This window comes from Mycolicibacterium nivoides (assembly GCF_003855255.1).
Classification (GTDB): Bacteria; Actinomycetota; Actinomycetes; order Mycobacteriales; family Mycobacteriaceae; genus Mycobacterium; species Mycobacterium nivoides.
This window is the reverse complement of sequence record NZ_CP034072.1, coordinates 2,222,780-2,243,348: the sequence shown is the minus strand read 5'-3', so window position 1 is coordinate 2,243,348 and position 20,569 is coordinate 2,222,780. Positions and strand designations below refer to the sequence as shown.

General features: G+C 65.5%; 18 protein-coding genes and 1 pseudogene. 7 read left to right on the top strand and 12 right to left on the bottom strand.

The window, feature by feature from the left end; all coding sequences use genetic code 11:
* Window positions 1–112 precede the first annotated feature (112 nt).
* Both EH231_RS10620 and EH231_RS10615 read left to right on the top strand, forming a co-directional pair.
* On the top strand, window positions 113–1,054 hold the full coding sequence (locus EH231_RS10620; RefSeq protein ID WP_090431807.1) for a LysR family transcriptional regulator: 942 nt from the start codon (window positions 113–115) through the stop codon (window positions 1,052–1,054).
* 73 nt (window positions 1,055–1,127) lie between these two features.
* Window positions 1,128–3,305 carry a glutamine synthetase III family protein gene (locus tag EH231_RS10615; protein WP_090431803.1) on the top strand — a complete coding sequence of 726 codons (2,178 nt, stop codon included), beginning with the start codon at window positions 1,128–1,130 and terminating at the stop codon, window positions 3,303–3,305.
* A gap of 72 nt (window positions 3,306–3,377) precedes the next feature.
* On the opposite strand, the gene EH231_RS10610 is transcribed toward EH231_RS10615, so the two are convergent.
* From EH231_RS10610 to EH231_RS10600, 3 genes are read right to left on the bottom strand one after another with little or no spacing between them, the layout of a single operon-like run.
* A complete protein-coding gene (locus tag EH231_RS10610; protein WP_124714242.1) occupies window positions 3,378–4,253 on the bottom strand; it encodes a sugar phosphate isomerase/epimerase family protein in 876 nt (291 codons plus the stop codon).
* A gap of 2 nt (window positions 4,254–4,255) precedes the next feature.
* Window positions 4,256–5,287, bottom strand: a complete 1,032-nt coding sequence (locus EH231_RS10605) for a Gfo/Idh/MocA family protein (protein ID WP_124712381.1) — start codon at window positions 5,285–5,287, stop codon at window positions 4,256–4,258.
* A 28-nt stretch (window positions 5,288–5,315) separates the two neighbouring features.
* Complete coding sequence (locus EH231_RS10600; protein WP_090431798.1) at window positions 5,316–6,731, bottom strand: sugar porter family MFS transporter; 1,416 nt, start codon at window positions 6,729–6,731, stop codon at window positions 5,316–5,318.
* A gap of 104 nt (window positions 6,732–6,835) precedes the next feature.
* Here EH231_RS10600 and EH231_RS10595 point away from each other — a divergent pair, with 104 nt between their 5' ends.
* A complete protein-coding gene (locus tag EH231_RS10595) occupies window positions 6,836–7,870 on the top strand; it encodes a LacI family DNA-binding transcriptional regulator (protein WP_241177924.1) in 1,035 nt (344 codons plus the stop codon).
* A 23-nt stretch (window positions 7,871–7,893) separates the two neighbouring features.
* On the opposite strand, the pseudogene EH231_RS10590 reads toward EH231_RS10595, so the two are convergent.
* From EH231_RS10590 to iolC, 6 genes and pseudogenes are all read right to left on the bottom strand, one after another.
* Window positions 7,894–8,320, bottom strand: a pseudogene (locus tag EH231_RS10590) (sugar phosphate isomerase/epimerase); the annotation flags it as partial.
* Between the two features lie 76 nt (window positions 8,321–8,396).
* The gene (locus tag EH231_RS10585) at window positions 8,397–9,308 is read right to left on the bottom strand and encodes a sugar phosphate isomerase/epimerase family protein (RefSeq protein WP_090431794.1); all 912 of its coding nucleotides are present in this window, start codon (window positions 9,306–9,308) and stop codon (window positions 8,397–8,399) included.
* A gap of 9 nt (window positions 9,309–9,317) precedes the next feature.
* A complete protein-coding gene (gene iolD / locus EH231_RS10580; RefSeq protein WP_124712380.1) occupies window positions 9,318–11,270 on the bottom strand; it encodes a 3D-(3,5/4)-trihydroxycyclohexane-1,2-dione acylhydrolase (decyclizing) in 1,953 nt (650 codons plus the stop codon).
* A 4-nt stretch (window positions 11,271–11,274) separates the two neighbouring features.
* Complete coding sequence (gene iolB / locus EH231_RS10575; protein ID WP_090431790.1) at window positions 11,275–12,153, bottom strand: 5-deoxy-glucuronate isomerase; 879 nt, start codon at window positions 12,151–12,153, stop codon at window positions 11,275–11,277.
* A 29-nt stretch (window positions 12,154–12,182) separates the two neighbouring features.
* Window positions 12,183–13,067, bottom strand: a complete 885-nt coding sequence (locus EH231_RS10570; RefSeq protein ID WP_124712379.1) for a Cgl0159 family (beta/alpha)8-fold protein — start codon at window positions 13,065–13,067, stop codon at window positions 12,183–12,185.
* Window positions 13,060–14,070: a 5-dehydro-2-deoxygluconokinase gene (iolC, locus tag EH231_RS10565; RefSeq protein ID WP_124712378.1), complete on the bottom strand. Its 1,011-nt coding sequence runs from the start codon at window positions 14,068–14,070 to the stop codon at window positions 13,060–13,062. The genes EH231_RS10570 and iolC overlap by 8 nt, the downstream gene beginning before the upstream one ends.
* 196 nt (window positions 14,071–14,266) lie before the next feature.
* Here iolC and EH231_RS10560 point away from each other — a divergent pair, with 196 nt between their 5' ends.
* From EH231_RS10560 to EH231_RS10545, 4 genes are all read left to right on the top strand, one after another.
* Complete coding sequence (locus EH231_RS10560; protein WP_090432222.1) at window positions 14,267–15,004, top strand: GntR family transcriptional regulator; 738 nt, start codon at window positions 14,267–14,269, stop codon at window positions 15,002–15,004.
* Window positions 15,005–15,228: 224 nt separating this feature from the next.
* A complete protein-coding gene (locus EH231_RS10555; RefSeq protein WP_090431784.1) occupies window positions 15,229–16,215 on the top strand; it encodes a substrate-binding domain-containing protein in 987 nt (328 codons plus the stop codon).
* A 2-nt stretch (window positions 16,216–16,217) separates the two neighbouring features.
* Entirely contained in the window at window positions 16,218–17,276 is a 1,059-nt protein-coding gene (locus EH231_RS10550) for an ABC transporter permease (protein WP_090431783.1), read from the top strand.
* Between the two features lie 4 nt (window positions 17,277–17,280).
* On the top strand, window positions 17,281–18,096 hold the full coding sequence (locus tag EH231_RS10545) for an ATP-binding cassette domain-containing protein (protein ID WP_090431779.1): 816 nt from the start codon (window positions 17,281–17,283) through the stop codon (window positions 18,094–18,096).
* 46 nt (window positions 18,097–18,142) lie between these two features.
* On the opposite strand, the gene EH231_RS10540 is transcribed toward EH231_RS10545, so the two are convergent.
* The 3 genes from EH231_RS10540 to EH231_RS10530 all read right to left on the bottom strand — a co-directional run bounded on the left by EH231_RS10540 (window position 18,143) and on the right by EH231_RS10530 (window position 20,472).
* Complete coding sequence (locus tag EH231_RS10540; protein WP_090431776.1) at window positions 18,143–18,652, bottom strand: nitroreductase family deazaflavin-dependent oxidoreductase; 510 nt, start codon at window positions 18,650–18,652, stop codon at window positions 18,143–18,145.
* A gap of 78 nt (window positions 18,653–18,730) precedes the next feature.
* Window positions 18,731–19,501: a TIM barrel protein gene (locus EH231_RS10535; RefSeq protein ID WP_124712377.1), complete on the bottom strand. Its 771-nt coding sequence runs from the start codon at window positions 19,499–19,501 to the stop codon at window positions 18,731–18,733.
* Window positions 19,498–20,472, bottom strand: a complete 975-nt coding sequence (locus EH231_RS10530) for a Gfo/Idh/MocA family oxidoreductase (protein ID WP_124712376.1) — start codon at window positions 20,470–20,472, stop codon at window positions 19,498–19,500. The genes EH231_RS10535 and EH231_RS10530 overlap by 4 nt, the downstream gene beginning before the upstream one ends.
* Between the last annotated feature and the right edge of the window lie 97 nt (window positions 20,473–20,569).

Below are 20,569 nucleotides of genomic sequence, written 5' to 3'. Positions count from 1 at the left end.
CCAATCTAGTCCCCGAAAACTGCGGGCTGCGCCGGTTGGCGGGCCTCGACATTCGATATTTCACATGCAGTGATAGATGCTTTCTATCGAACGGTGACGAATGCGGGGAGCCATGGCGAGTGACGTGCTGCTACAGCAGCTCGACTACCTTCTGGCGCTCGCGACCGAGCGGCACTTCGGCCGGGCGGCCGCACGGTGCCATGTGAGTCAGCCGACGCTGTCGGTGGCGATCCGCCGGCTGGAGCGCGAGCTGGGCATCGTCATCGTGCAGCGGGGACACCGGTTCGAAGGATTCACCGAGGAGGGGCAGCGCGTCGTGACGTGGGCGCAGCGGATCGTCGCGGAGCGCGACGACATGCTCGCCGATATCGACCGCATGCGCGGACGGTTGACCGTCACGGCCCGGATCGGTGCGATACCGACGGCGGTGCCCACCGGCCCGTTCATCACCACCGAATTTCTGCGCCGCAACCCGGCGGCGTCCGTGCGCATCGAAGCCTTGTCGTCCCGTGAGATCGCCCGGCGGTTGGCCGATTTCGAGATCGACGCCGGGCTGACCTATCTCGATGACGAAACCCCGCCCGGAACCACCTCGGTGGAGATGTACCGGGAGCGCTATGTCCTGATCGCGCCGGCCGATCATGCGCTGATGCGCCAGCCCGAGATCGCGTGGTCGGATGCGGCCGGACTGCAGCTCTGCGTGCTGACCACCACGATGCGTAACCGGCGCATCCTCGATGCCAACATGGCCGCCGAAGGGGTGCGCTACCGCCCTGTGGTGGAAGCGGATTCGGTCGACGCGCTCTATGCGCACCTGACGAACTCGCCGCGCGCGACCATCGCCTCCACCGCATGGTTGCCACAGCTCGGGGTGCCTCCAGGCTTTGCCGCGCGGCCGATGGTGCAGCACGGTCCGCGGCCGGCGATCGGACTGGTGGTGCTCGACCGCGAACCCGCCTCGATCGTCGCGGCCGCACTCGTCGAAGTGGCCACCGATCTGGATCTGAGCACCAGGATCGATGCCCAGCCCGTTACCGGTGATTTGAACCGTTGACGCGGCCGTAACAAATTTGCCACAGGATGCTCCTACGGTTGGCCGGTCAAGCACACGTGGTGATAGGAACACTATGAGCGGAAACGCAGTTCGTTTGCAGGCGATCAACAACGTCGAGGCCTACGTGCCGCCGGCCATCAGCTTCGACCCCACCGAAGCGCCCGGCGAGATCTTCGGTGCCAACGTTTTCACCAAGGCCGAGATGCGGCTGCGGCTGCCGAAGTCCGTATACAAGTCAGTCGTCGCGACCATCGAGAAGGGCGCGAAACTGGACCCCGCGGTTGCCGATGCTGTCGCCTCGGCGATGAAGGATTGGGCGCTGTCCAAGGGCGCCACCCACTATGCGCACGTCTTCTACCCGATGACCGGGCTGACCGCCGAAAAGCACGACAGCTTCCTTGAACCGGTCTCCGACGGCCAGACGCTGGCCGAGTTCGCCGGCAAGACGTTGATCCAGGGCGAACCCGATGCATCCAGTTTCCCGTCCGGCGGTCTACGCAGCACCTTCGAGGCGCGCGGCTACACCGGCTGGGATGTCACCAGCCCGGCCTACATCCTGGAGAACCCGAACGGCAATACGTTGTGCATCCCGACCGTCTTCGTGTCGATGACCGGCGAGGCGCTGGACTACAAGACCCCGCTGCTGCGCAGTCAGCAGGCGATGGGCGTGCACGCCGAGCGGATCCTGAAGCTGTTCGGCCACACCGACCTGGCGAAGGTGGTGTCGTTCTGCGGCCCCGAGCAGGAGTACTTCCTGGTGGACCGGCACTTCTTCCTGGCACGTCCGGACCTGGTGAACGCCGGCCGAACCCTGTTCGGCGCCAAACCGCCGAAGGGGCAGGAGTTCGACGACCACTACTTCGGTGCGGTGCCCGAGCGGGTGCTGGGCTTCATGATGGACACCGAGCGGGAGCTGTTCAAACTCGGCATTCCCGCCAAGACCCGGCACAACGAGGTGGCTCCGGCGCAGTTCGAGGTCGCGCCGATGTTCGAGCGGGCCAACATCGCCTCCGATCATCAGCAGCTGCTGATGACGGTGTTCAAGACCATCGCCAAGAAACACGGCATGGAGTGCCTGTTCCACGAGAAGCCGTTCGCCGGTGTCAATGGGTCGGGTAAGCATGTGAATTTCTCGGTGGGCAACGCCGAGCTGGGGTCACTGCTGGTGCCCGGCGACACCCCGCACGAGAACGCTCAGTTCCTGGTGTTCTGCGCGGCGATCATCCGGGCCGTGCACAAGTTCGGTGGGCTGCTGCGCGTGTCGGTCGCCTCGGCCACCAACGACCACCGCCTTGGCGCCAACGAGGCGCCCCCGGCCATCATCTCGATCTTCCTCGGCGAGCAGTTGGCCGACGTCTTCGAGCAGATCGCGAAGGGCGCCGCGACCTCGTCCAAGGGCAAGGGCGTCATGCACATCGGCGTCGACACCCTGCCGAGCCTGCCGACCGACCCGGGCGACCGCAACCGCACCAGCCCGTTCGCGTTCACCGGCAACCGATTCGAGTTCCGCGCGCCCGGTTCGGGACAGACCGTCGCCGTGCCGATGATCGTGATCAACACCATCATCGCCGACTCGTTCGACTACATGGCGACAGTCCTGGAGAAGGCAGTCGGGGACGGCGAGGATTTCGACTCCGCGGTTCAGACACTGCTGACCGAGATCATCACCGAGCACGGTGCGGTGGTGTTCAACGGGGACGGGTACTCGGAGAACTGGCAGATCGAAGCCGCCGAGCGGGGACTGCCGAACCTCAAGACCACTCTCGACGCCATCCCGGAACTGATCAAGCCCGAGGCCATCGAGGTGTTTGAGAAGTACGGCGTATTCAGCGAGCGGGAGTTGCACAGCCGCTACGAGGTCCGGTTGGAGCAGTACGCGCTGACGATCGCCGTCGAGGCGAAGTTGACCCTGGAGGTTGGCTCCACGGTGGTGCTGCCCGCCGCGATGCGTTACCAGACCGAGCTCGCGCAGAACATCGCCGCGCTGAAAGCGGCCGGCGTAGAGCCGAGTATGACTCTGCTGGAGGCGGTTTCGGCCCCGATCGCCGACTTGTCGGCTGCGCTTGCGAGCCTGAAGGCGGCGCTGGCCGATCACTCCGCGGAGACAGCCTTCGATGAGGCGGCGCATGCCCGAGATGTGCTGTTGCCGGCGATGGACGCCGTGCGCACTGCCGCCGACGCACTGGAGGGCATCGTGGCCGACGACCTGTGGCCGCTGCCGACCTATCAGGAGATGCTCTACATCCTCTGAGATAGACGTCGTCGGGTGTGGAGGCTGGATCCGTCCGGATCCTGGTAACCGCGCAGCCTCCACACCCGACGATCATCCGCGGTACTTCGTGACGTACCCGGTCATCGTCTTCAGCTGATACCGCGACACGTCATGGGCGTTCTCGTCCTCGGCGAAGACCGAGGACACCATGACGGTGTCGTCCCGGTCGTAGAAGCCGATCTCGGCCAGGCCGCCGAAGAACTCATCCCAGTTGATATCGCCGTCACCGATTTTCAGGTGCTGGTGCACCCGCACCGGGTTGCCCGGTGGATTGGTGATGTAGCGCAATCCGTGGCTGCGGCGGTGGTCCATGGTGTCGGCGACATGGACCAGGCGCAGCTTGTCTCCGGCGGCGCGAATGATCTCGGTCATGTTCGAACCCATGTGGAACGTATGGCAGGCCACGTACACCATGCCGATGTTGGGGGAGTTGACCCCGCGGATGATCCGCACCGCCTCCAGGCCGTCCTCGACGAAATCGTCTGGGTGCGGGTCGATCCGGACGTCGATGCCTTCGCGTTCGATGATCGGCAGCAGTTCTTCCATCGACCGGAAGAACGCCCGCTCGGACTCCTCGGCCTTTTCGGGTCGGCCGGAGAATTCGGTGTTGATGACGTTGACGCCGAGGTCGACGGTGATCTGGATGACCCGCTTCCAGTTGCGTACCGCGGCCTCGCGGGCGTCGGGGTCCGGGCTGGACCAGCGCAGCACGGGCAGTACCGAGGCGATCCCGACACCGGCGTCCGCACAGGCCTTGCGGAACTTGGACACCAGGTCGTCGTCGGCACGCGGATGGTTGAAGAACGGGATGAAGTCGCGGTGCGGGGTCAGTTGCAGGTACTCGTAGCCGAGTTCTGCCACCAGACTGGGGAATTCGAGTAACTCGTAGTCGTGGTGGAACGGTGTCGGATCCAGCGCGATCTTCATGCTCATGCCCCCGGGATCGACGCGCGCGACACCATCTTCACGTCGACGGGCAGACCGGTCTCCAGTGCCTCGACACCGGCCGCACACACCGCGGCAGCGGCGTAGCCGTCCCACGCGGTCGGGCCATCTGTGTAGTCTCCGGTCGTGGTGCCGCGCTGAACAGCGTCGACCCAGCGCTGGAACTCGATGTCATAGGCCCGGCCGAAGCGCTCCCGGAAACCGGGGGTGATGGTGCCGCCCCAGGTGCCCGGTGAGCCCTTCCGGACCAGACCGACATCGAGTCCGATGAACGCCGAACCTTTTTCGCCGACCAGCTCGGTGCGCACCTCATAGGCCACCCCGGTGGTGACGAACAATTCGACATCGACATGCTTGCCGGAATCGGTGCGCATGATGGCGATCTGCGGGTCCTGGATGCCCTCGGGGGCACCCGGATTGACGGCGGGCTTCATGATCTGGATCGAGGCGATTTCCTCGTCGAACAGGAAGCGGGTCACGTCGACCTCATGGACCAGGGAATCCTTGACGATCATGGAGCTGTCGAAGCTCGGCGGCACGGCCGGGTTGCGGTGCACGCAGTGCAGTACCAGCGCGCGGCCGAACTCACCGGCATCCAGCAGGCCTTTCAGCTGGGTGTACTCCTCATCGAAGCGGCGCATGAAACCGACCTGGATGAGCCGTTTTCCGAGCTCGGCCTCGCGCTTGACCACGTCCAGGGACGATTCGACATCGGTGGTCAGCGGCTTCTCGCACAGCACGGGTTTGCCGTGCTCCAGACAGGCCAAGAGCTGCTTGTCGTGGGTCGGCCCGGGCGTGGCGAGTACGACGGCGTCGACCTCGGGATCGGCGATGGCGTCAAGCGGGTCGGTGACGGCCCGGCAGCCGGGGATCGCCGCGGCCAATTGCTCGGCCTTGTCGGTCACGTAGTCGTTGACCACGGACACTCGGGCACCGGAGATCCGGGCCTCGATGCGGTGTACGTGGTCGGCGCCCATGAGGCCGACACCGAGCACGGCGACGCGCAGATCAGACATTGGAGGGGGTCCTTTCGATGGGGTGTGGTCAGGCTGGAGTCACGGCAGGAATTCGCCCGGTGCCCTCGACCTCGAAACGTTCTTCGAGTTCTTCGAGGCTGGTGCCCTTCGTTTCGGGCACGAGCAGGCGGACGAACACCCAGGAGCCGATGTTGACGAGGACGAACAGGCCGAAGGTTCCGGTGGAACCGAGCGCGTTGTTCAGCAGCGGGAACAGGAACGAGATGACGGCATTGGTGCACCACAGGATGAACACGGCGATACCCATCGCGACGCCGCGGATGCTCAAAGGGAAGATCTCCGAGAGCAACAGCCACACGCAGGTGCCGATGAACATCTGCACGAAGGCGACGAACACCACCATGCAGCCGAGGATGACGTAGCTGCGGGTTGTCGACACCGGCATCAGGAACACCAGCGCGAGCGCGGCCTGTGACGCGGCGACGCCGCCGAATCCGATCAGCAGCATGGTGCGCCGTCCGATGTAGCCGAGCAGGATGATTCCGATGATCGTGGTGATCACCGAGGTCACGCCGACAGCGATGGTGGCCACCAACGCCGCGCTGACGCCCAGCCCGGATTGCTCGAGAATCGTTGGCGCGTAATAGTTCACGGTGTTGATGCCGGTCGCCTGCTGGACGATCGCCAGCCCGCAGCCGATCAGGACCACCCGCCGGATCCACGGCACGTCGCGGATCACCGAGAACGGCGTGGATTTCGTTTTGAGCACGTGCGCGGTGTGCTCGACGATCAGGGCGTACTCGCTGTCGGCCTCCGCGGCCGGCCGGCTGCGCTCCAGTACGGCCCGTGCCTCGGCCATCCGCCCGTGGAGGCCGTACCAGCGCGGCGAATCCGGCAGCACCAGCATGCCCAGCAGCAGTGCGACGGCGGGAACGGCCGCGACCGCGAGCATGGTGCGCCAGACGTGCGGATCGTGGATGAGGTGGTCCAGCAGGGCATTGGTCGCGAAGGCGAGCATCTGGCCCGTGACGATCATCAGCTCGTTGATGGTGACCATCCGGCCGCGCCGTTCCGCCGGAGCCATCTCGGCCAGATAGAGGGGACAGGTCACGGCGGCCGCGCCGACACCGAGCCCGAGGATGATGCGGGCGGCGACCATGACCTGGACGTTGGGGGCGAGCGCGCAGCCTATGGCGCCGGCGAGGAACAGCACCGCGCACACCATCAGCGAGCGCTTGCGTCCGATCCGGTCCGCGACACGACCGCCGAATAGCGCGCCGAACGCCGCTCCGGGGAACAACAGGGAGCTGACGACGGTGGCTTCGCCGAAGGGGCTCAGCGCCAGGTCATCCTTCATGTACAGCAGAGCACCGGAGATGACGCCGGTGTCGTAACCGAACAGCAGACCGCCGAGAGTGGCGATGACGGTGAGTCGGCCCAAGAACTTCCCGTGGCCGGCCGTTGTTCGGGAATCCGACGACATGTAGGCCTCGCTTTGATCTGTGTAACGCGCGTTACTAACGCGCGTGACGTCTACTATGGATCCGTGCTCAAGATGTGTCAAGCGTCACTTCGGAAGGGGATGCGATGACATCGTTTCCCGGCGGGGAGGCCCGGCGCCCCACCATGGCCGACGTGGCCGAACGGGCTGGTGTATCGCGCACCCTGGTTTCGTTCATCCTGGACGGCAAGCCCCGGGCGAGTGAAGAAACCACACGCAGGGTGCTGGCTATCGCCGACGAGATCGGGTACCGGCGTGATGCGGCTGCCCGGGTGCTGGCGCAGGGGCGTAGCCGCACCCTCGGGGTGCTGATGGACGTCCAGCAGATGTTCGAAGCCGAGTTGGTGACCGCGATCTACCCGGCGGCACGGAAGCTCGGATACGAAGTCCTGCTGTCGGCGAATCTGCAGGACCAGCCCGAGTCCGACTTTGTGGATTCTCTGCTCAGCCATCGCTGCGGCAGCCTGATCCTGTTGGGGCCCAGTTCGACTCAGGACTATCTGGTCGGGCTGTCGCAGCGGGTCCCGGTGGTCACCGTCGGTCGCCGCCTCCCCGGTCTTGCCAAGACGCCCGGTCGTCTGGGGACGGTGCGGACCAACGACACCAAGGGAATGCGGATGGCCGTCGACTATCTGGTGAGCCTCGGCCATCGAGACATCCACCACGTCGACGGGGGCGACGAACCTGGCTCGGCGGATCGGAGACGCGCCTACCGGGCGGCCATGCGCGCGCACGGACTGGACGACAAGATCACCGTCATCCCCGGAGCACACAACGAGCGCGCCGGCGCCGCGGCCGCCCGCCAGATGCTGCAGGCACCGTCGCTGCCCACCGCGGTGCTGGCCGGCAACGACCGCTGTGCGCTCGGCTTGCTCGACGTGTTCACCCGCGAGGGCGTCGATATCCCCGGTCAGGTGTCGCTGATCGGCTACGACGACAGCAGGCTCTCGGACAATCCTCGGATCGATCTGACCACCATCCACCAGGACGCCGCGACCATCGGCGCCCGCTCGGTGGAGATGGCCGTCGAGTTCCTCGAGCGGGCCCGAACCGAGCCGGACGACGTCGTGCTGGAGCCGCAGCTGGTGGTGCGATCGACCACCGCAGCCCCGCGGCGCTGAGCTGGCCGGCGCACCGGCGGTCATCACCGAACTAGCGTCGCGTCGGCAGTCTTCAGGGTTTCGGCGGCGACGCGAAGACCTTCCAACGGCCCGAAGGAAAGGTCCTCGTGTTCGATGTTCACCCATATCCCGGGATCAACTCGTTCCAGCGCCCGGAGGAAGTCCGACCAGAAGCCGACGCCGTGTTCTTGGCCGACGGCCACGAAGTTCCACGCCGAGTCCTCGGGCCAGCGGTTCACCACATGCCTCCCGCCGAGCCCGGTCGGGTTCTGCTCCAACGGAATCCGGGTGAAGCGATCGTCGAGGACGCCGTAGATGCTGCAGTTCGGGTTGACCCGGGTGTCCTTGGCCGCGGCATGGAGCACCAGCGGTCCCAGCCAGCCAGTCGATGGCCCGCACCGGGTCGATGCCCTGCCAGAAGAGATGAGAAGGATCCATCTCCGCGCCCACCAGTCCCAGTGACCCGATCACCCCAGTGCCTCGCGCAGTGGCTTGTCGTGCAGGATCGCGGTGTAGACGCCGAGCTTCATGCTGATCCGAACTTGACGGAAGGGATGCCACACGAACCTAGGTAGTTCCGGGTGCGCTTGGCGATGGGCAGGGGAGCGTCGACCTCGCAGGGGTACATGTCCTGCTCGACGATCGCGAACACGTCGATGCCGAGCTTTTCGATCTCGGCGAGCAACGGCGGCATCTCCGGAATACCCAGCGGCGGTTCGGTCATCGCGCCCAGCTTGACGGCCTCGCCGAACGGCAGGTCCTCGGCCTCGACCTTGGCCCGCACCTCGGGATCGACCTGCTTGAGGTGCAGATAGCCGATACGCTCTGGGGCCCGCTGGATGATGGCGATGTTGTCGCCGCCGCAGTAGCTGATGTGTCCGGTGTCCAGGCACAGGTTGACGAATTCGCCGTCGGTTCCGTCGAGGAATCGATACACGTTCTTCTCGGTGTCGACGTGACTGTCGGCGTGCGGATGGTATTGCGCACGGACACCGTACTTCTCGAACATGGCCTTGCCGAGCTCGTTCATGCCTTGGGTCTTCTTGCGCCATTGATCAGCGGTGAGGTTGCGGTCCTCGAGCACCGCGCCAGTGGCGGGATCGCGCCACATCTCGGGGATCACCACGACGTGCTTACCGCCGACGGCCGCAGTCAGCCTCGCGACGTCCTCGATCTGCGTCCACACGGCGTCCCACGAATTGTCCTGGTGCAGGTGCTCGAAGACCGTGCCCGCGGACAGCTTCAGGTTGCGCTTGGCCAGTTCGTCGGACAGCTGCTTCGGATCGGTCGGCAGATAGCCGAACGGGCCCAATTCGATCCACTGGTAGCCGGATGCGGCCACCTCGTCCAGGAAGCGGGTATAGGGCGTCTGGTTCGGGTCCTCGGGAAACCACACACCCCAGGAGTCGGGGGCCGAACCAACGAGAATTGTGCTCATGGATCTCTTTCAGCGGTCAGACGGATTAACAAGGGGGCGTTGAACTTTCTTCCAGTCCGCATACCGTGCGTAGGCGCTCTGGGTGGACTCCAACGTGGAGACCTGCGACACCGGTACGTCCCACCAGGACTGGCTGTCGGGGGCGTAGATCAGCGGGTCGGTCTCGACATGGATGACGGTGGTTCGCTCAGCGGCCTTGGCCGCCTTGACCGCGTCGGTGAACTCCGCGGCGGTGGTGGCCTTGATGACGTCGGCGCCCAGGCTGGCGGCGTTGGCCGCCAGGTCCACGGGCAGTGTGTCGCCGTCGAGACGCCCATCGGTGGTGCGGTAGCGGTAGGAGGTGCCGAACCGCTGCGAGCCCAGTGATTCGGAAAGTCCACCGATGGAGGCGAATCCGTGGTTCTGCACCAGCACCGGGATGACCTTGATGCCCTCCTGCACGGCGGTCACCAGTTCGGTGGCCATCATCAGGTAGGAGCCGTCGCCGACCATGATGAACACGTCGCGGTCCGGATCGGCCATCTTGACGCCGATCCCGCCGGCGATCTCGTATCCCATGCAGGAGTAGCCGTACTCGACGTGGTAACCCTTGCGGTCACGGGTGCGCCACATCTTGTGCAAGTCCCCGGGCATCGAGCCGGCCGCGCACACCACCACGTCGCGCGGATCCGACAGCGTGTTCACCAGGCCGATGACCTGGTTCTGGTTCAACGCCGCGCCGTCGTCGGAGGTCGCGTAGACCGCGGACACGGTGTCCTCCCACTCGGCTGCCAGTTGGGTGACCCGCGAACGGTATTCGTCGCTGACGACGTAGTCGCCCAGCGCGGTGCCCAGCGCCTCGAGTGCCTCCCGGGCGTCGGCGACCATGCTGACACCACCCTGCTTCACCGCATCGAGCGACGCCACGTTGATGTTGACGAACCGGACGTCGGGATTGTTGAAAGCGGTCCGCGACGCGGAGGTGAAATCGCTGTAGCGGGTGCCGATTCCGATGACGACGTCGGCTTCCGACGCCAGCGCGTTGGCTGCCGTCGTGCCGGTGGAACCGATCGCCCCGACCGACTGCGGATGGTCGTAGCGCAGCGAACCCTTGCCGGCCTGGCTCTCGGCGACCGGGACGCCGGTCTGCTCGCACAACGCGGCCAGAACTTCTTCGGCGCCGGAGTAGTGCACGCCACCGCCTGCGATGATCAGCGGCTTGCGGGCCGAGGCGACGATCTCGGCGGCGCGCGCGATCACCGAGCGTTCGGGAAGCGGGCGGGCGATGTGCCAGGTGCGTTCGGCGAACAGCGATTCCGGCCAGTCGTGCGCCTCGGCCTGCACGTCCTGGGGGATCGACACCGTCGCGGCTCCGGTCTCGACGGGATCGGTCAGCACCCGCATGGCCCCCAGCAGGGCGGCCGGCAGTTGTTCGGGCCGCCAGACCCGATCGAAGTAGCGGGACAGCGGCTTGAAGGCGTCGTTGACCGTCACGTCACCGGAGGACGGCAGTTCGAGCTCCTGCAACACCGGTGAACTGACCCGGGTGGCGAACGTGTCGGCGGGCAGCAGCAACACCGGCAACCGATTGATGGTGGCCAGCGCGGCGCCGGTGAGCATGTTGGTGGAGCCCGGCCCGACGCTGGCGGTCACCGCCCACGCTTGCAGCCGGTCCTTCTGCCGGGCATAGGCCACCGCACTGTGCACCATGGCCTGCTCGTTGCGGCCGAGCACGTATTTGAGTCCGGGCACTTTCGAGGCCTCGGCTGCGTCTATTTCGTCCTGCAGCAGCGCCTGGCCCAGCCCGGCCACGTTCCCGTGGCCGAAGATGCCGAAGCAGCCGGCGAAGAACTTGGACCGGACTCCGTCACGCTCCACGTACTGGTTGGCCAGGAAGCGAATGGTCGCCTGGGCCACGGTGAGTCGCACGGTGCCCTCGGCGTCGACCAGTTTCTCGGTCGACTTCGGTGCGGTGGATACCACGGAATCAGGCTCCTTCGCCAGTGGTGGAGGTACGGAACGGGAGACGCGGATCCACGTCCTGGTGCTCCCAGCTGCCCCGCAGCCAGGTGTGATTCGGGTCGTCACAGATGAGCCAGGCCCGTTCGGGGCCGGAGCCGGCCATGACGTTGAGGTAGTACATGTGGTGGCCCGGTGCCGCGATCGACGGTCCGTGATAGCCGTGTGGCACCAAGACGACGTCCCCGGTTCGGACCTCCTCAAGCACCTCGATGGGGCGCTCGGGGGTGCCGTAGACGCGGTGATAGCCGAATCCTGGTGTGCCGGCGGGGCTGTCGTCGATCTCGAAGTAGTAGATCTCTTCCAGCTGGGTTTCCACCTCGGTGTTCTCGTCGTGCTTGTGCGCGGGATAGCTCGACCAGTTGCCACCCGGGGTGATGACCTCGCAAGCGATCAGCGAGTCGGCCTCGAATGTTGTCGCGGTGCCGAAGTTGTGCACCTGGCGGCTGCAGTTGCCCGCGCCGCGAAGTTCGACGGGGACGTCGGCGGCCGCGCGCCGTCGGTTCGGAAACGAACGCGTTGCCCGCGCGCCGCAGATCGCGAAGCGTCCCGCACCGGACAGCCGGTACTCCTGACCGATACCGAGATAGACCATGTCGGCGGGACCGTCGAAAACCGACGATCGCGGTGACAGTTCGAAGGTTTCTCCGCCGCATTCGACGGTGCCGCCACCGGTCAGCGGAAGGATCATCACCTCGGTGTGCCCAGTGTGCAGTTCTGCGGACTGGCTGTCGTCCAGCTCCAGTACCCGCAAAGAGGATTCGGCCCAACCGGCGGATTCCGGGGTGACGTCGACAGTGAACGGGAGCTCGGCGCTGCGGGCCGGGATGTACCACTTTGCGCGCACGCGAGGAGCATCAGATGAATTCAGCACGGTCACCTCACCAACTTCACGGCGGTCGCGACCGCTGAACTGACGTCGTCATCGGGCGGATACAGCAGGGTGCGCCCCACGATCAGGCCCCGCACGGCCGGCAGGGTCAGCGCCTTCTCCCAGGACGCGAATGCCTTGTCGGGATCGGTCGGATCACCGCCGAGCAGGAGGGTCGGCAAGGTCGTCGACTCCATCACTCGATCCATCTCGTCGACGACGGGCAGCTTCATCCAGGTGTAGGCCGAGGTCGAGCCCAGCCCCTGGCTGATGTGTACCGACTTGATCACCGCGTCGGGGGACAGGTCGTTGCGTACCTTGCCATCGACCCGGCTGGACATGAACGGCTCCAGCATGGCCACCAGGCCGTGTGCGGCGAGCGCATCGACCGCCTGGGCGCAGGACGCCAGCGTGGCTACCGTGCCGGGATCGTCGAGATCGATGCGGCACAACATCTTTCCGCCGTTCATCCGGGCGGTGGCAGTCGATGCCGCGGTGGCTCCTGTCATCCGATCGTCGAGCTCGAAGGACGACCCTGCCAGTCCGCCCCGGTTGAACGAGGAGAACACCACCTTGTCCTCCAGCGCGCCGAGCAGCAGGAGATCATCGAGGATGTCTGCAGTCGCCAGCACACCGTCGACCCCCGGGTCGGCGAGTGCGGCGCACAGCCGGTCGAGCAGGTCGGTGCGGCTGTTCATCGCGGTGGGCCGCGACCCGACGGCGAGTGCGCCGCGGGCCGGATGGTCGGCCGCGACGATCATGAGCTTGCCGTCACCGCGCACGGCCGGCCGGGTGGTGCGGTGCTGCCACGCCGCGGCGATCGTGCCGGGCTCGGACGCCCGGAGTTCGGTGATCGCGGCGTAGTCCGTGCACACGGTGGGTTTAGACATTGACAGCCTCCACGGCGGTTTGTTCGGCGAGGTCGGCCACCTCCACGGCGGTCGGCATCGCGGTCGAGCATTCGAGCCGGGATGCGACGATGGCCCCGGCGGCGTTGGCGTAGCGCAGGGTCTTCTCCAGCGGCCAGTTGCGGAGCAGGCCATGAATCAGGCTGCCACCGAAGGCATCTCCGGCACCGAGCCCGTTGATGACATCAACCTCGTTGGGCGGCACGGTGACCGAGCTCTGCTTGGTCTTGCCCAGTACACCGCGCGGCCCCTGCTTGACGATCGCCAGTTCCACGCCGAGGTCGAGTAGGGCGTCGGCAGCCTTGTGCGGGCTGGTCTCACCGACGGCGATCTCGCACTCCTCGCGATTTCCGACCGCCACCGTGACGTGCCGCAACGCTCGCTGAACCTGCTCGGTGGCCGCGGCCGGTGTTTCCCAGAACATCGGCCGGTAGTCGAGGTCGAGAACGGTCAAAGGGGCTCTCGAGCTGTGCCGATTGTCTTCGCGCAAGCGCTCATCCCGAGCCGACCAGGCTGCAAAGTGCGCACTGCGGCTGGGCTCTTCGGACAGGCCGGTCACCGTCGACCAGTACAGGCGAGCGGTACGGATGGCGTCCAGGTCGAGTTCGGTGGGACTGATCTGCAGGTCGGGTGCCGACGGTTTGCGGTAGAAGTACAACGGGAAGTTGTCGGGCGGGAAGATCTCGCAGAAGGTCACCGGCGTCGGGTACTCGCCATGGGTGCTGACATACCGGTTGTCGACACCCAGCCGGGCCAGCTCGTCGCGGACGAACCGGCCGAAGGGGTCGTCGCCGGCCCCGGAGATCAGCGCGGTGCGATCGCCCAGCCGGGCCGCGGCGACTGCCACGTTGGCGGCGCTGCCACCGAGGAATTTTCCGAACGATTCCACCTGGTCAAGCCCCACCCCGACCTGCAACGGATACACGTCGACGCCGCTGCGCCCGATGGCGATGACGTCGAATGGCTGGCTGGCGTTATCGGTCACGACTGACTCCCGAGTGCGATGTGCGTATGTGCGTTCCGGCGACGACGAGCGCGCCTGGTGTCGGTGTCGACTGTGCTCCCCGTCACCAGGTGCTGTCAAGACTTTGTTCGGACATTCTTACTTTCAGTCATAAGCAGGTACTCTGAACAATCACTCCCGGCGAACTGCGCGCGGAGGACAGAGGATTGGAGTGAACGTGACCCCGACGTTGTCAGTGGAGCTCGACCGTTCGAGTCCGGTGCCGCTGTACTTCCAGGTGGCTCAGGTCTTCGAAAAGGCAATCCTGGATGGGCAACTCAAGCCGGGGGATCGTTTCGAAAACGAGTTGGCACTGGCCAGCCGGCTCAGTCTGTCCCGGCCGACGACACGCCGCGCGATTCAGGAACTGGTCGACAAGGGACTGCTGGTTCGCAAGCGCGGTGTGGGCACCCAGGTGGTGCAGACCCCGGTGCATCGCCCCGTCAAGCTGACCAGTCTGTTCGACGATCTTGCGCGGGCCGGCCAGGAACCGGCCACCAAGGTGCTCGAGTACGCCGTGGGTCCGGCGTCCGACGAGATTGCCGAACGGCTCAACCTGCAAGCGGGCAGCGAGGTGGTGACGATGCGCCGGCTGCGAATGTCCGGCGGTCAACCGCTGGCGCTGATGACCAACTACCTTCCCGCTTCGATCGCGCCGGATCGCGATGAACTCGAGCGGGCCGGTTTGTACCAGTCGCTGCGCTCCCGTGGGGTGCACATCCGGTTGGCTCAGCAGCGCATCGGCGCCAAGGCTGCGGAGCGGGATGAGGCGAAGCTGCTCGACGAGAAGCCGAAGGCCCCGCTGCTGGTGATGGAACGGACGGCATTCGACGATTCCGGACGCGTCGTCGAGTACGGAAGCCACGCCTACCGTGCATCGCGGTATTACTTCGACACCACCCTCGTCGATCGCTAGATCTCCCAAAGTCGTTGTTTCCCTGCATGTTTTGACGCACTGGCGTCGCTCACCGCCGGTGGTGCGGGATCGGCCACGCCGCTTCCGAGCATTTGATATGCAGTCCTAATGTCAGAACAAAGTCTTGACATTCGATTGTGAGCGGTATTACATCGACTGCGAGGCCGTGTCGCTTGTCACCCAGACGCACAAGCACCCGGTGACGTCGATGGCAAGGAGAAGCAATGAGGTTCAGTCGGCTCGCGGTGGTAGCTGCGGCGGGTGTGCTGGTCATGGGCGCCGGCGCGTGCTCCAGCACCGGCGGAAAGCCGCGGGATACCGGTGGCGGAATGGGCGGCGGAACCGTCGACACCCCTCGGGCCACCATCGCGATGATCACCCACGAGGTGCCCGGCGACTCCTTCTGGGACCTGGTGCGCAAGGGCGCCGAGACCGCGGCCAAGAAAGACAACATCGAGCTGCGCTACTCCTCTGATCCCGAGGCGCCCAATCAGGCCAACCTGGTCCAGACCGCCGTGGACAGCGGTGTGCAGGGCATCGCGGTGACGCTGGCCAAGCCGGACGCAATGAAGGCCGCCATCGAAAATGCCACGGGCAAAGGCATTCCCACGGTCGCGTTCAACGCCGGCCTCGATTCCTGGCAGAAGATCGGCGTCAAGGAGTACTTCGGTCAAGACGGTTACATCGCGGGGCAGGAGGCGGGCCGGCGGCTCACCGAAGAGGGCGCCAAGAAGGTCCTGTGCGTTATCCAGGAACAAGGCCACGTCGACCTCGAAGCCCGCTGCGCCGGCGTCAAGAACACCTTCCCCGGTACCGAGACGCTCAACGTCAACGGCAAGGACATGCCGTCGGTCGAGTCGACCATCACCGCCAAGCTGCAGCAGGACCGGTCGATCGACTACGTGGTGACGCTCGGTGCGCCGTTCGCGCCGACCGCCGTGCAGTCGGTACGCAATTCCGGTAGCTCGGCCAAGGTCGGCACATTCGACACCAACGCCGCACTGGTCGACGCGATCAAGAATGGTGACGTCCAATGGGCCGTCGACCAGCAGCCGTTCCTGCAGGGTTACCTCGCCGTCGACTCATTGTGGCTCTACCTCAACAACGGCAACGTCATCGGTGGCAATCAGCCGACGCTGACCGGTCCGTCGTTCATCGACAAGACCAATATCGACGCGATCGCCGAGTACGCGAAGAACGGGACACGCTAGCCATGAGTACCCAGGCAGACCTCAACCTCGAGACACACAAAGTCGTCCGCGACGAGCGGGTCAAGGAACAGAACAAGCTGCAGCGCTTACTGATCCGTCCCGAGATGGGTGCGGCGATCGGTGCGATCGGCATCTTCGTGCTGTTCCTGATCGTGGCTCCGCCCTTCCGGACCCCGGAAGCCCTGGCCACGGTGCTCTATGCGAGTTCGACGATCGGCATCATGGCTGTCGGGGTGGGCGTGCTGATGATCGGCGGTGAGTTCGATCTGTCGTCGGGCGTCGCGGTCACCACGGCTTCGCTGGCCGCCTCGATGCTGTCGTACAACCTTCACCTGAACCTGTGGACGGGTGCGGTCCTGGCGCTGGTGATGGCCCTGGCGATCGGCTTCTTCAACGGTTACATGGTGATGAAGACCAAGATCCCGTCGTTCCTCATCACGCTGAGCACCTTCTTCATGCTCGCCGGCATCAACCTGGCGGTGACCAAGTTGCTGTCCGGCCAGGTCGCGACCCCCAGTGTGTCGGACATGGAGGGATTCGATTCCGGCCGCGCCGTATTCGCCTCGTCGTTCAACATTCTCGGGGTGTCGGTCCGCGTCACCGTGCTGTGGTGGATCCTGTTCGTCGTCATCGCCACCTATGTGCTGTTCAAGACCCGGATCGGCAACTGGATCTTCGCCGTTGGCGGTAACCAGGACAGCGCCCGTGCCGTTGGCGTGCCGGTCACGAAGGTGAAGATCGGCCTCTTCATGGTGGTGAGCTTCTGCGCCTGGTTCGTCGGCATGCACCTGTTGTTCGCGTTCAACACGGTGCAGTCCGGTCAGGGCATCGGTAACGAGTTCTTCTACATCATCGCCGCGGTGGTCGGTGGCTGCCTGCTCACCGGTGGCTACGGCACCGCGATCGGCACGCTGATCGGTGCCTTCATCTTCGGCATGACCAACCAGGGCATCGTCTACGCCGGGTGGAACCCGGACTGGTTCAAGTTCTTCCTCGGCGGGATGCTGCTGTTCGCGGTGATCGCCAACAACGTCGTCCGTAACTACGCGGTGAAGAGGTAAGTAGATGAGCACAACTGCTGAAGCCCCGATTGCGGAGTCACCCTCGGGCGGCGCGGTGCCGCTGGTCGAACTCAAACACGTGGGCAAGAGCTACGGAAACATCATTGCGCTCAAAGACATCAACCTGCGGGTGGGTGCCGGCGAGGTGACGGGCGTGCTCGGCGACAACGGTGCCGGTAAGTCCACCTTGATCAAGATCATCGCGGGCCTGCACAAGCCCAGCGAGGGCGAGCTGCTGATCGACGGCGCGCCGACTGTGTTCGACTCGCCCAAGGACTCGCTCAAGGCCGGAATCGCGACCGTCTACCAGGACCTGGCGGTGGTCTCACTGATGCCGGTGTGGCGCAACTTCTTTCTCGGTAACGAGTTGCGCAAGAAGGGCATCCTGCCGTCGCTGGACATTTCCGCGATGCGCGCGACCACCATTTCCGAGCTGCACAAGATGGGTATCGACCTGCCCGATGTCGACGCGCCCATCGGCTCGCTGTCGGGTGGCCAGCGCCAGTGTGTGGCGATCGCGCGGGCGATCTTCTTCGGTGCCCGCGTGCTGATCCTCGATGAGCCGACGGCGGCGCTGGGTGTCAAGCAGTCCGGCATGGTGCTGCGCTACATCACGGCCGCCAAGGAACAGGGGTTCGGGGTCATCTTCATCACCCACAACCCGCACCACGCACACATGGTCGGTGACCATTTCGTGCTGCTGAATCGCGGGCGGCAGAAGTTGGACTGCACCTACGACGAGATCTCCCTGGAAACCCTGACCCAGGAGATGGCCGGCGGCAACGAGCTTGAGGCGCTCAGCCACGAGCTCCGCCGGTAGTTTCCGCCTCAGCGCCCCGTCGGCCACCGGCAGGCGGGGCGCCGTGCTATCTGCGCGTCAGCGCGAAAACCCGCATGTCCCGGTCGGTGCGCGTCTGGTAGGCCCGGTACATCGGGTAGGCGAGAAAGCGCTGCAGGGCCGCGTCGCGCTCGGCGCCGGAGAGCACGGTCGCGACGATGGGGATGTCCTGGCCTGCCATCGATATCGAAGCCTGTGGTTCGGCGACGAGATTGCTCGACCACGACGGATGGTGCTGCTGGCCGAAGTTGCTGCCCATCACCAGTAGGCGGTCGCCCTGGTGGACATAGCTGAGCACGGAGGTGCGTGGCCGGCCGGACTTTCGACCGGTCGTGGTCAACAGCAGTTCGGGCATCGACAGCGGTCCGAACAACGAGAAGCGACCCTTCGTGCGGTCGACCACCCGCCTGTCGAGTGGCACGATCGCGCGGATCACCTTGGAGCCGAATGGGGATGCGGCGAACGCGAACACCGGCTTGAACATCGGCGAGACGTCGTCACGTCCCCAGTCGCCGTGCGGAAAGGATGCCTCGGACATTCCGCCATTGTGCGCACGGCGGACCATGGAATGCGGCGCATCGCCGAAACGGGCACGCTCGCAATGCTCAGTGGGGCATCAAGAGAACGCGGCTCGGAAGGCTTCCAGCGCCGCGACGCTGTCACCGGAGGCGTAGGCCTCCATGCCGACGGTCCCGGTGTAGCCGCTGTCGCGCAACGCCTTTGCTATGGCGGGATAGTAAATCTCACCCGTCCCCGGCTCACAACGCCCCGGCACGTCGGCCACCTGGATCTCGCCGATCGCCGACCCGGCCCGGCGCACCAGGTCGACGAGGTTTCCCTCACCGATCTGGGCGTGATAGAGGTCGAGCATCATCTTGACGTTGGGGTGGTCGACCGCTTCGATCAGCGCCAGGGTGTCCTTGGCGCGCGCCAGCGGTACCCCGGGATGGTCGACGATGGTGTTGAGATTTTCCAGACAGAACGTGACGCCGGCTTCGGCGCCCAGCTCACCGAGCGCTTCCAGCCCCCGCAGCGCCGCGAACCACATGTCGCCGGTGACCCGGTGGCGGGGCCGGGCGGCCTGACCGTCGACCAGCTCGCCCGGATGCACGACGAGTCGCGGAACCCCGAGTACCTCAGCGGCTTTGATGGCCTGCTGCGCGGTACGCACCACCTCGCGGGCGCCGGCCGGGTCGTAGAGATCTCCGTGCAGATAGCCGGTCATCGATGAGAACCGGGCGCCGGTCGCGGCCAGTGCATCGAGGTCTTTGTCGTGGAAGCTCCAGATCTCCACCGCGAAGCCGAGTTCGCATATGCGCCGGGCCCGTTCGACGATGTCGAGATCGCTGAACACCATCTCCGAGCAGATCGCGAGTTCGAATGTCATGAGCGCACCGCGTCCGCGAGCGCGACCGGTGCGCCGGTGCGGACGGATTCTGCCGCGGCCAAGGCGATTTCGAGCGCGATCCGAGCATCGTGGCCGGTGACCGACGGCTGCGTGCCAGCCTTGACGCTGTCGACGAAGTGGACGAATTGGGCCGCATAGGCGTCGTGGAACAGTTCGGTGTTGAGCCGGCCCGCCTGCTCGGGCGCCCGGCCCGCCAGCAGCACGCCTTCTGAACCGAAGACCTCACCGCGGACGTCGTAGCCGTAGGAGGCCTGGAAGCTGGCTTCGGCGGTGCCGAAGGCCCCGTTGTCGAAGCGAATCTGAACCACCGACGTGTCCAGGAATCCGTCCCCGGCGAACTGCGGATGTATCAATGCCGCTGCCTGCGCGTAGACCTCGACCACCCGCGCACCGGGGTTGAGCCAGCACAAGGTGTCGAAATCGTGGATCAGGGTCTCGTTGAAGATCGTCCAGGGCTTGACGCGGGCCGCGACTTCCACGGAGATGCCGGGGTCGCGGGTCAGGGAGCGCAGCAGTTGGGGTGTACCGATCGAGCCTGCCGCGATCGCCTCGCGGGCCGCGGCGAAGTCGCTCGCGAAGCGACGGTTGAAACCGACCTGCAGCGCCACGCCGGCCTGCTCGGCGGCGCGGATCGCACGATCGGCGTCGTCCAGGGTCAGGGCCATCGACTTCTCGCAGAAGACGTGCTTACCGGCCTCGGCGGCGGCCACCACGAGGGCGGCATGGGTGGCGGCGGGGGAGCTGATGGCCACCGCGTCGATCCGGCTGTCGCCGATCAGCTCCAGTGGGTCGGCGTACGCGCGGGGCGCTCCGATCGATTGGGCCGCTTCGATATTCGGATCAGCGACGGCGGCCAGGGTGGCGCCTGGTACTCGGGACGCCAGGGATTCGGCATGGAATCGGCCGATCCACCCGGTGCCGATGAGGCCGAAGTTCAGCTGATCCGCCATGAGGTCTCCCGGTTTACTAGAACGTTCTAGGTCTGAGGAAAAGTAAAGCGGCCGTGGGCGGGCTTAGTCAAGAAAATTCCTAGAACGTTCTAGAATG